Source organism: Paenibacillus sp. FSL L8-0333 (assembly GCF_037965665.1).
Lineage (GTDB): Bacteria > Bacillota > Bacilli > Paenibacillales > Paenibacillaceae > Paenibacillus_AQ > Paenibacillus_AQ odorifer.
The window spans coordinates 188198-200227 of the sequence record NZ_CP150186.1; the positions used below are offsets into that span (position 1 = coordinate 188198).

At 45.3% G+C, this 12030-nt stretch carries 9 protein-coding genes and 1 other RNA gene; all 10 read left to right on the forward strand.

The features are described from left to right. Position 1: 1 nt before the first annotated feature. The 10 genes from NYE72_RS00925 to NYE72_RS00970 all read left to right on the forward strand — a co-directional run bounded on the left by NYE72_RS00925 (position 2) and on the right by NYE72_RS00970 (position 11631). A complete protein-coding gene (locus NYE72_RS00925; RefSeq protein WP_036687122.1) occupies positions 2–1183 on the forward strand; it encodes a phosphoglycerate kinase in 1182 nt (393 codons plus the stop codon). A 26-nt stretch (positions 1184–1209) separates the two neighbouring features. Next, on the forward strand, positions 1210–1962 hold the full coding sequence (tpiA, locus tag NYE72_RS00930; protein WP_339211098.1) for a triose-phosphate isomerase: 753 nt from the start codon (positions 1210–1212) through the stop codon (positions 1960–1962). 1 nt (position 1963) lies between these two features. Beyond that, complete coding sequence (gene gpmI, locus NYE72_RS00935; protein ID WP_339211100.1) at positions 1964–3508, forward strand: 2,3-bisphosphoglycerate-independent phosphoglycerate mutase; 1545 nt, start codon at positions 1964–1966, stop codon at positions 3506–3508. Positions 3509–3581: 73 nt separating this feature from the next. Beyond that, the gene (eno, locus tag NYE72_RS00940; protein WP_036687130.1) at positions 3582–4868 is read left to right on the forward strand and encodes a phosphopyruvate hydratase; all 1287 of its coding nucleotides are present in this window, start codon (positions 3582–3584) and stop codon (positions 4866–4868) included. A 231-nt stretch (positions 4869–5099) separates the two neighbouring features. Beyond that, positions 5100–5333, forward strand: coding sequence for a preprotein translocase subunit SecG (gene secG / locus NYE72_RS00945; RefSeq protein WP_036687153.1), 234 nt, complete (start codon positions 5100–5102; stop codon positions 5331–5333). Positions 5334–5687: 354 nt separating this feature from the next. Continuing rightward, the gene (gene rnr / locus NYE72_RS00950) at positions 5688–8555 is read left to right on the forward strand and encodes a ribonuclease R (RefSeq protein ID WP_339212041.1); all 2868 of its coding nucleotides are present in this window, start codon (positions 5688–5690) and stop codon (positions 8553–8555) included. Between the two features lie 598 nt (positions 8556–9153). Beyond that, positions 9154–9633 carry an SsrA-binding protein SmpB gene (smpB, locus tag NYE72_RS00955; protein ID WP_036687155.1) on the forward strand — a complete coding sequence of 160 codons (480 nt, stop codon included), beginning with the start codon at positions 9154–9156 and terminating at the stop codon, positions 9631–9633. Positions 9634–9834: 201 nt separating this feature from the next. Beyond that, positions 9835–10199: a transfer-messenger RNA gene (gene ssrA / locus NYE72_RS00960) on the forward strand. Between the two features lie 298 nt (positions 10200–10497). After that, positions 10498–10860 carry a hypothetical protein gene (locus NYE72_RS00965; RefSeq protein ID WP_036687156.1) on the forward strand — a complete coding sequence of 121 codons (363 nt, stop codon included), beginning with the start codon at positions 10498–10500 and terminating at the stop codon, positions 10858–10860. Between the two features lie 405 nt (positions 10861–11265). After that, positions 11266–11631, forward strand: coding sequence for a hypothetical protein (locus tag NYE72_RS00970; protein WP_036687158.1), 366 nt, complete (start codon positions 11266–11268; stop codon positions 11629–11631). Positions 11632–12030: the final 399 nt, after the last annotated feature.

Below are 12030 nucleotides of genomic sequence, written 5' to 3' on the forward strand. Positions count from 1 at the left end.
CATGAACAAAAAAAGCGTCCGTGATGTAGAAGTAAAGGGTAAGCGCGTATTTGTACGCGTGGATTTCAACGTACCTGTAGAAGACGGTAAAATTACTGATGATACTCGTATTCGCGAAACACTTCCAACCATTAAATATTTGATCGAGAACGGTGCAAAGATCATTCTTGCGAGTCATATGGGTCGTCCTAAAGGCGAATTCGTAGATTCCATGCGTTTGACTACTGCTGCTGAACGTCTGTCCGAGCTTCTTGGCAAACCAGTAGCTAAAGCTGACGAAGCAATTGGCGAAGCTGTAAAAGCAAAAATCGCTGAGCTAGGCGAAGGCGACGTACTTGTACTTGAGAATGTTCGCTTCTACCCAGGTGAAGAGAAAAACGATCCTGAACTGGCTAAACAATTCGCTGAACTGGCTGATTTGTTTGTTAATGATGCGTTTGGCGCGGCTCACCGTGCACATGCATCGACAGAAGGTATCGCTCATTTCCTGCCGGCTGTATCCGGTCTTTTGATGGAGAAAGAATTGTCCGTTCTTGGTAAAGCTCTTTCTAACCCAGAACGTCCTTTCACTGCGATCATCGGTGGTTCGAAAGTTAAAGACAAGATTGATGTTATTGATAACTTGTTGTCTTTGGCTGATAACGTCCTGATCGGCGGTGGATTGTCTTATACATTCACTAAAGCACAAGGCTTTGAAATCGGTAAATCACTAGTAGACAACGACAAACTTGACGTTGCTCTTGGATTCATCGAAAAAGCAAAAGCACTTGGTAAAAACTTCATGCTTCCTGTTGATGTTGTTGTTGCTGATAAATTTGGTGCTGACGCTAACACTAAGATCGTTGATTACAATGAAATCCCAGAAGGTTGGGAAGGACTTGATATCGGACCTAAGACTCGTGAACTTTATGCCGATATTATCAAGAACTCCAAGCTGGTTGTCTGGAATGGACCTATGGGCGTATTCGAAATCGATAAATTCGCTGAAGGTACACTTGCAGTAGCAAAAGCTTGTGCAACTACTGAAGGTTACACTGTTATTGGTGGCGGAGATTCCGCAGCAGCAGCAGAGAAATTCCACCTGGCTGATCAAATGGATCATATCTCCACTGGTGGCGGTGCATCCCTTGAGTTCATGGAAGGCAAGGCGCTTCCTGGCGTAGAAGCACTGAACGATAAGTAAGACCTAAGAAGGAGGCAACATAAGTCATGAGAACACCTATTATTGCAGGTAACTGGAAAATGTTCAAAACAGTTCCTGAAGCAGAAAGCTTTATTGCTGAAATTAAAGGCAAAGCAGAAGTAGAAGGCGTTGAGACTGTAATCTGCGCTCCATTTACTAACCTGCCTGCACTTGTAGCAGCTGCAAAAGGTACTAACATCAAGATTGGTGCACAAAACCTACACTTTGAAGATAACGGTGCTTACACAGGCGAGATCAGTGGTGTAATGCTAAGTGATCTTGGTGTGGACTATGTTATCATTGGCCACTCTGAGCGTCGTGCTTATTTTGGCGAAACGGATGAAATCGTGAATAAGAAAATGCATGCTGCATTCCGTCACGGAATTACTCCTATCGTATGTGTTGGCGAAAAGCTCGAAGAGCGTGAAGCTGATCAAACTAAAGCAGTATGTAAAGTACAAACTGAAGCTGCATTCCAAGGTCTTAGTGCCGAGCAAGCAGCAAAAGTTGTTATTGCATACGAACCTATCTGGGCTATTGGCACAGGTAAATCTTCCACTTCCCAAGATGCTAACGAAGTTATTGCTTACATCCGCGGTCTTGTAAAAGATCTGTATGATGCAGCAACAGCTGAAGCTGTTCGTATTCAATACGGCGGCAGCGTGAAGCCTGAGAATGTAACTGAGTACATGGGCCAAAGCGACATCGATGGTGCGCTTGTTGGCGGTGCCAGCTTACAACCGGATTCCTTCGTTCAATTGGTTGAGGGGGCGAAGTAAGATGTCAGCTCCAAAACCCGTAGCTTTGATCATCATGGATGGTTTTGGTTTGCGTGGAACGACAGAAGGTAATGCCGTTGCTCAAGCCAACAAACCTAACTATGCCCGTTACCTGAAACAATATCCTAACACTACACTCACTGCTTGCGGTGAAGCTGTAGGCCTTCCGGAAGGGCAAATGGGCAACTCCGAAGTAGGGCATTTGAATATTGGTGCAGGCCGGATCGTTTATCAGGATTTGACTCGTATCGATAAATCGATCCGCGAGGGCGAGTTCTTCGATAACGAAACCCTGGTTAGTGCAGTGAGAAATGCTAAGAACACTGGCAAAAAGCTTCACCTATATGCGCTTGTATCCGACGGAGGGGTACATAGCCATATTAACCACCTGTTTGCTATGCTTGACCTGGCTAAAAAAGAAGATATGCATGAAGTGTATATCCATGCTTTTATGGACGGCCGTGACGTAGCTCCTGATAGTGGGAAGAAGTTTGTCCAAGATCTAGTAGCTAAAATCGAAGAGATTGGCGTGGGTACAATTGCAACGGTGTCCGGACGTTATTACGCAATGGATCGTGATAAACGTTGGGAACGTGTAGAGAAAGCCTACCGTGCTATGGTTTATGGTGAAGGTCCTAAATACACGGATGCTGTGCAAGCCATCACTTCATCTTATGAAAACTCGGTATTTGATGAATTCGTTGAACCTAGTGTAATTGTAGACAGTGAAGGCAAACCTGTAACGGCAGTAGAGAGCGGCGATTCCGTCGTGTTCCTCAACTTCCGTCCTGACCGTGCTATTCAATTGTCACAAGTGTTCACGAATCAAGATTTCCGCGGTTTCGACCGTGGTCCTTTGTTCCCGCAAAACCTGCACTTCGTATGCCTAACTACTTTCAGCGAAACGGTACAAGGTTATGTAGCCTACTCACCGAAGAACCTGGATAACACATTGGGTGAAGTGCTTGTTCAACAAAACAAGAAGCAACTGCGCATCGCGGAAACTGAAAAATATCCGCATGTAACCTTCTTCTTCAGCGGTGGACGTGACGAGGAGCTTCCTGGTGAAACCCGGATCTTAATCAACTCTCCTAAAGTGGCAACCTATGATCTTCAACCTGAGATGAGTGCATACGAAGTGGCTGCAGCCTGCGTAGCGGAAATCGAAGCGGAAAGACAGGATGCTATCATTCTTAACTTTGCCAATCCTGATATGGTTGGACACTCCGGCATGCTGGAACCAACAATCAAGGCTGTAGAAGTGACGGATGAGTGTGTGGGTAAAGTAGTGGATGCGGTTGTTGCCAAAGGTGGCGTTGCAATTATTATCGCTGACCATGGTAATGCAGATATGGTATTTGACGAGAACGGTCGCCCGTTCACAGCTCATACAACCAATCCTGTTCCGTTCATCGTGACTACTGAGAATGTTGTATTGCGTGAATCCGGTATTCTTGCAGACGTAGCACCAACAATCCTAGATTTGATGGGACTTCCTCAACCTGCGGAAATGACCGGACAATCCATGATTGCTAGCCGTAAGTAAGGTAAGGTATAACGCCTTTGATTTTAAGCTATACAAGTAAGACCAAAACAATGTTAAAAGGAGATTAACTTACATGACTATTATTTCTGATGTATATGCTCGCGAAGTCCTTGACTCCCGTGGTAACCCTACAGTAGAGGTTGACGTTTATCTGGAATCCGGTGCTAAAGGCCGCGCTATCGTTCCTTCCGGCGCTTCCACTGGTGCTCACGAAGCTGTAGAACTTCGTGATGGCGACAAATCCCGTTACATGGGTAAAGGCGTTCTGAAAGCTGTTGAGAACGTAAATGAAATCATCGCTCCAGAAGTTATCGGTATGGACGCTCTTGACCAAGTGGGCATCGACAAATTGATGATTACTTTGGACGGAACTCCTAACAAAGGTAAATTGGGCGCTAACGCAATCCTAGCTGTATCCATGGCAGTAGCTCGTGCAGCTGCAGCAGCTTTGGATATTCCTTTGTACGTATACCTGGGCGGATTCAACGCTAAAACTCTTCCAGTACCAATGATGAACATCATCAATGGTGGTGAGCATGCGGATAACAACATCGACGTTCAAGAGTTCATGGTTCTTCCTGTAGGAGCTCCAAGCTTCAAAGAAGCTCTTCGCACAGGTGCTGAAATCTTCCACAACTTGAAATCCGTACTTCAATCCAAAGGCCTGAACACAGCTGTTGGTGACGAAGGTGGTTTCGCACCGAACCTTGGTTCGAATGAAGAAGCAATCACTACAATCATCGAAGCTATTGAAAAAGCTGGTTACAAACCAGGTGTTGACGTATTCTTGGGTATGGACGTTGCTTCCACTGAGTTCTACAAAGACGGTAAATATACCCTTGCTGGCGAAGGTAAATCTTACACTTCCGCTGAGTATGTTGACCTTCTTGCTTCATGGGTTGAAAAATATCCTATCATCACAATCGAAGACGGTATGTCCGAGGACGACTGGGATGGCTGGAAATTGCTTACTGAAAAATTGGGCGACAAAGTCCAATTGGTTGGTGACGACTTGTTCGTAACTAACACTGAGCGTCTTGCAACAGGTATCGAAAAAGGTATCGGTAACTCCATCTTGGTTAAGGTTAACCAAATTGGTACATTGACTGAAACTTTTGATGCTATCGAAATGGCTAAACGTGCTGGTTACACAGCAGTTATCTCCCACCGTTCCGGTGAATCCGAAGATAGCACAATCGCTGACATCGCTGTTGCGACTAATGCTGGTCAAATCAAAACAGGTGCTCCTTCCCGTACAGACCGTGTTGCTAAATACAACCAATTGCTTCGCATCGAAGATGAGTTGGGTGAATTGGCTCAATACAACGGCCTGAAATCCTTCTACAACCTCAAAAGATAATCTGCTTTTATAGCAGACTTCTAAGACCCGCCGTTATGGCGGGTCTTTTTTATGATTTGAAGAAGATAGACTTCAATAGGTTTATCCTTATCTTGCAAGAAAAGCTACGACTTAACAGTCTAAGCTGTTGTATTACCGACAGCGCTATGATAAAATAAGAATACTGTTTATGTATCGTGATAACCTAAATTACCATAGATAGTGATGCTTAGGCGTAGGAGGTGGAAGTGAATGGATATCTTTTTGAAAGTTGTGCTCCTGATTTTTTCCGTCGGTCTTATTGCGGTCGTTCTTCTGCAAAAGGGGAAAAGCGCGGGTCTTTCCGGTGCCATCTCTGGCGGTGCTGAGCATCTCTTTGGTAAAACAAAAGCTCGTGGTATGGAGCTCGTACTACAACGTGTAACTGTTGGACTTGCTGCTGGTTTCTTTATCATGGCGATTCTAGCTGCAGTTCTAATCGACTAAAAGATCTACCGTAAGCCCTCGCTCTGTTCTAAATGGAATAGAGCGGAGGCTTTTTTGTTATATTAAAAGGAGTTAAAAAGCACCTAAGGGTGCTTTTCTTTTCATATTCGCAAAGAAAAAGGCTGGATCGATAGGAAGTAAACCTGCAGTCGGCATGGATGTATTTCAGCATTTAAAGGAAATTTTGTACTGTGTTAACCTTTGGATGACAGTAACAGGGATGCGCAGGATTGATTTCGTGTATACTAGGGTATGAAGTAGTAAAGGTAAAATTTACTTGGCATTACTGCATGGCAGGACAAGATATACATATTTGCCAGCGGCTTGAAGCCGCGGAGGGCTGGGGTGACGAACATGATAACACAAGAAATATTACTCGATTTCATGCGGGAAACTGCATATAAACCAATGACTTATGAAGAGCTGGTGAGTCATTTTGCTCTAGAGGATAGCGAGGGGTTTAAAAAGTTCGAGGAACTGCTGATTGAATTAGAGCAGGATGGAAGAATTGTATTAACCCGTACTGCACGTTATGGCGTGCCAGAACGGATGGATTTGCTGCGTGGACGTTTACAAGCACATGCGAAGGGTTTTGCTTTTCTAATCCCGGATGATCGTGATCATCCTGACGTATATATCCATGCAAATGATCTTAAGGGAGCTATGAATGGCGATATCGTTCTGATTCGTATTACCTCTAAAAGTCCGTCCGGCGGACGTATGGAAGGCGAAGTAGTACGTATTGTAAAACGTGGCGTGTTGCAGACGGTAGGTGTATTTCAGAACCTGGAGACCTATGGTTTTGTGCTGCCTGATGATAAGCGGATTAATCGTGATATTTTTATTCCGAAACAATCCTTTAAAGGTGCTGTTGATGGTCAAAAGGTCGTTGTGCGTATTGTGAGTTATCCGGAAGGCCGAGCAGCGGCAGAAGGTGAAATTATTGAGATTCTCGGACATAAGGATGATCCGGGTGTTGATATTCTTTCCATTATCCGCAAACATCAATTACCTGAGGCATTTCCAGCTGAAGTACTGGATGAAGCCGATAGCGCTCCTGATTCAATTACAGAAGAGGAGATTGCGGAGCAAGGAAGACGCGACCTGCGCGGACTGAACATTGTTACGATTGATGGCGAAGATGCTAAGGATTTGGATGATGCGGTAAACGTACAGCGCTTGGAGAATGGACATTACAAGTTGGGCGTCCATATAGCAGACGTAGGTTATTATGTGCGTGAAGGCTCTGAGCTGGATAAAGAAGCCTATGATCGCGGTTGTAGTGTGTATTTAGTAGACCGGGTTATTCCGATGCTGCCGCACCGTCTATCGAACGGGATTTGCAGCTTGAATCCACAGGTAGACCGGTTAACAATGTCCTGTGAAATGGAATTTAACGAGCAAATGAAGGTTGTGAAGCACGATGTCTTTACGAGCGTGATTCGCACCAAAGAGAGAATGACTTACTCCAATGTTCGTAAAATTCTCGAAGACGAAGATCCAGAGCTGCTGGAACGTTATAGTCCACTGATTGACGATTTCCGCCTCATGAAAGAATTGGCGATGAAGCTGCGCGATGCGCGGATGCGCCGGGGTGCGGTTGATTTTGATTTTGAAGAGAGCAAAATCATCGTGGATGAGAACGGCAAGGCTGTAGATATCGTGAAGCGTGAACGTTCTGTAGCGGAACAGATTATCGAGGAGTTTATGCTGGCGGCAAATGAAACAGTTGCTGAGCATTTCCACTGGTTGAAGGTTCCGTTCCTTTACCGGATTCACGAAGATCCAGACCCAGAGAAGCTGCAGAATTTCATGGCTTTTGCGGCCAACTTCGGATATCACGTGAAGGGCCGTGGCAATTCGGTTCATCCACGTGCTTTGCAGGATCTGTTGGAGCAAATCCAAGGCACAAAGGAACAAACGGTCATCAGTACGATGATGCTGCGTTCCATGAAGCAGGCAAAGTATGATGCAGAGAGCACGGGCCATTTCGGACTGGCTGCGGAATATTATTCTCACTTTACTTCTCCAATTCGCCGGTACCCCGATCTGGTCATTCACCGCGTAATGCGTGAAGTGATTGAGAATGGAGGGGCACTGACCCAGAAGCGGCATGATTATTTGTCTAGCCGGATGCCTGACATTGCTCAGCAGTCTTCGGAACGCGAGCGTGTGGCGGTAGAAGCTGAACGCGATACGGAGCAACTGAAGAAAGCAGAATACATGCAGGATAAAGTAGGCGAGGAATTCGAGGCTATGGTCAGCAGTGTGACCAGCTTCGGAATGTTCATCGAGCTGGATAATACCGTCGAAGGTCTTATTCGTCTCAGTGCAATGAGCGACGATTATTATCACTTCGACGAAGGTCATATGGCGCTCATTGGCGAGCGCACATCGCGTGTGTTCCGCATTGGTGACGAGGTGAAGATCCGAGTCGCGAAAGTAAATATGGATGACCACACGATCGATTTCGAGTTGGTCGACATGAAGCCACGCGCGCCTGGTGAGCACCGCGGCGGCGGCTTTGCGGGCGGCCGCGGAGGCAAGGGCGGCCGCTCGGGCGGCGGCTTCATTAAGCCGGCCGGGGGCAAAGGCGCCGCGGGCAAGGGACGCGGCGGTAAAGGCAAGCCCGGCGGCGCTGCTGCAGGCGCGGGCAAGGGCAAGCCGGGCGCAGGTGTGCGCGCCGGTGATGGGCCGCGCGAAGCGGCCGGTGTTGGCGCAGCGGGCGGACGCGGTAAGCGGAAGCGCGGGCGCGAGGCCGGCGAGGATGCGAGCCGGGTGGTTGCTGCGCCGGGCGCAGAGCGCGGAGGCGAAGCCGGCGGCAACGCAGGCGCGCCGCGTGAGCGCAGCGGCGGGCGAGGCCGCGGCGGAGACACCGGCGGTGCCGGTGGTGGACGCGGCATCAGCTTCGGCTTTGGCTCCGGCAAAGGCGGATACGGCGCTCCTGCGTCCGACTCCTCCGGCGGCGAAGCGCGGGGCGTGGACGGCAGCACGAAGTTCCGCAGCCGCGAGGATCGCGGGGGTAACTTTGGCGGTGGAGAAGGCCGTAACGGCGCTCCTACAGGCAAAGGCCGCCGCAAAAAGAAAACCAAGGGCGGGGTGTTCATCGGCCAGTCCGTGACACCAGGCAACGTAGAGACATCTGAGCAAGTCACTTCTAAACGAAGTGACAATAATGGCGGCGCTCCAGAAGGAGCACCACGTAAGCGTAAAAAGAAATAAATGACGGTTATGCGCTGCATAACTCTATAACGATACTAAGCACCGTCCCTCCTGTGGCGGTGCTTTTTAACTAATAATCAACTTGGTTAATTGCATTATGTGCAGTTAAATTTGGGTTATGTAGTAAAAGTGGCAGTTAGTTGTATTTTGTACATTTAAATCTGATCAGTTACCTTTAATTGGTCTGATTTCGCTTTTTTAGCTGCAGAAAGTGCAACTAATTAGTTTTTTGGCGGTGATAAGGCTTAAATAGTTGCACGAAATACATTTATATAGAAAAACGTAGGTGATAGCAAGTGAATAGGTAGAGGATAGGATAGGTACAGTATAGGATTGCACAGTATAGGTAAAAGCAGCACTATTTGAATAGGCGTCGAATAGATGCAGCTTAATGATTTTTTGTAACAAATGCTAGATATTGGGTAATATTACTGACAACTCTATGACAAATTAGGTGAAGTATATTTGGTTGAAGGTTCCTTGCGCTCACTTGATTCCATTTGTTACAATATAGATCAGACGTTCGATGGCTGTGTCGTTTAAGATTAGACAGACATGGTTACTTTAACTTATGAATATGATTCAAGGAGTGATTCTCATGGGTAAAAAAGCAGACGGGAAAGTACTTGCCCAGAACAAGAAAGCTTCCCATGATTATTTTATCGAGGATACTTATGAAGCTGGCTTGGTGCTGACGGGTACAGAGATCAAGTCGCTGCGTAATGGCCGCGCTAATATTGGAGATGCTTTTGCTACGATCCGTAATGGCGAGATTCAGATTCACAACATGCATATCAGCCCTTTTGAACAAGGTAACCGTGCCAATCCTACCGATCCCACACGCACACGTAAATTGTTAATGCATAAGGAGCAAATTCATAAACTGCTGGGCTTGTCCAAGCGAGATGGGTTTACGATTGTGCCACTTAAGATTTATGTGCGGAATGGCTATGCGAAGCTGCTGATTGGTCTTGGTAAAGGTAAAAAAGAGTATGACAAACGTGACTCGGCTGCCAAGCGAGATGCTCAACGTGATATCCAGCGTGTACTGCGTGATAAGCAAAAGATCGCCAGATAATCTGGGAGAACTAGACGATTCAAATGAGTTCCAGTTTCAACCTTCAATTCCTTTAACCCACGTGTTAAAGTGTTGATAAATGTGCTATACTGAGTAAGTAAGTTAGTTATTGCTTCGTTACAGTTTTCTTGAATAAGAAGCTGTAGATTGGATCTCTCTTGCTTGGAAGATCCGCTTGATCCGAAGCGCCCTTTTTAATGAGGGGCCGTTCTTGGATTCGACGGGGGTAGTTCGAGCATGAGTAGCGAGTAGTGGGGACGCGTCCGCTTCATCAACGCTAAAGCCTATTAAACGGCAAACAACAAAACAACTACGCTTTCGCAGCCTAAGAAACTGTGTGCGTGCTTCTACTCTGCATCGCCCATGTGACAGGGATAGGGGCTAACAAATAGTGGGATACGCTGTCTCATCTCCGCCTGCGGTGAGCTGAAGAAGACAATCAGGCTGACCCAACGTATAGCCGGTTACGGGGCGATACTCGGGTGACATCAAAACTGTGACTACACTCGTAGAAGCTTATGTGCCGTTATCTTCGGACAGGGGTTCGACTCCCCTCGGCTCCATATGGAGTTTTAGAAAAAGCGACCTTTAGGGGTCGCTTTTTTGTATCCTCATAATTAAAGTTAGGCAATGCCTTTTAATGATTTCAGCCAATTCCTCAAATGTGTACTTGTGGTTTATCATGTCTACTATGTGGTCTCGGAATGTTTGGTATGCATATTTTTAAACTGCAAAAGATTTCTCTACCACCACGAATACCATCCGCATGAGGATGGTTCCCATACTATGGTTAACGGTACCCTTTTGCAAAGTTTCTTTGTTATAATTATTATAATAAATCTCTTCATTGGCTGGTGATTATGAATGAGTGAGAAATTTTGGTTAGTAGTACAGTATCCTCTAAAAAGTGAAAAAGGAAGCCAACGTGATAACTGGTTAAGAGATAAAGTCATGGAATACCTGGACATATCTCTAGTAGATACTAACTTAGGTTGTGTTGATGGCTTTGATATGGGTAAATGCATTTCCGACCCGAAAAAATATGCTCTTAATATATTTTGTATCATTACGGAAGAAGAACGGAGTATAGCCTTGATAAAGAGAGTGTTAAGAGATAGCAGGCTTGATTATACTCGTATAAAAATTGCTACAATGCCCTATGGAAAAGAAGAAACATATAGTCTTAAATTTTCCTATAAAAAGGGTGTTACCGATTTTTCGCTATAGCACAGTTTTGAGTTAGAATTACAACTACACCGTAAACAATTTTCTGGTGGGAGTCATGAATTTTGTGACATCAAAACAGTAACTACATTCGTAGAAGCTTATGTGCCGTTATCTTCGGACAGGGGTTCGACTTCCCTCGGCTCCATAAGCAAAAAACCGCTGAGATAGCGGTTTTTTGCTGTTTAGTGATTGAATTGTAGACCGAATGCAGACAATGAATTATGGGGAACTAATATATTCATTTTTGTAGACATGTTGTCTACGTCTAAAATTAGATCATTCACTTTGAAGTTAATAATTAGTGGCACATTTTCCGAAACTACATCTATAAGAGCTCGAACTGATATAAGATTAGATTATGGCATTAAGCACTCAAAAGCAAAAACATTCGGAGGAATTACTATTATGAGTTTTACTATTGATTATGTTAAAAATAAAAACAGAATTATTGTAACATCGGACGGTATGGAAGTTGAGGATGCCTTTGCGTACGCAGAACAATTTCCGAAAGTACTGAAGAAAACTAAGCGAGGGTTTACAGGTATGACTGTAATTACTGGTGGCCTGGTATTTAAGCAAGAGGTGATGGCAATTCTTGCTCCAACTGGTGAAGATGCTGTGAAAGCTGGAATCTCTACAAAACATAAATGGGTGTATGTTGCGCCTACCGCGTTCTACAAAACGCAAATGAATCGTATGTTTAAAGATATTGCAAACTTGTACGAATCGATAGAAGAAGCTGAAGCGTATCTTGATTCCGCAGGGAATTAGCAACTTCTAAAAACTTTAGTAAACCTTCTGGTAGCATACATAAGGTTATCGTTCTTTATTCAACGTTGTGGTTGGTGATCATAATTGTTGCTTGGATCCAGCCATCATCTGTAGCGCCAAAGGTGCTTTCTGCGTATTGAAGAAGCACTGTGAAAAACCGATATATTCAGGATTAACTTATATAATTGGATCACTATACTAAGGAGTTATTCCTATGATCAGTCTCCTTAATCAGAATGACTTATCAAATATTGGATAGAATGCTTCTAGGGGACATCAAAACAGTAACTACACTCGTAGAAGCTTATGTGCCGTTATCTTCGGACAGGGGGTTCGACTCCTAGGCTCTATTTGAAACCCGCTGATAAAGCGGTTTTTTTCTTGTTTATGGACTAAATT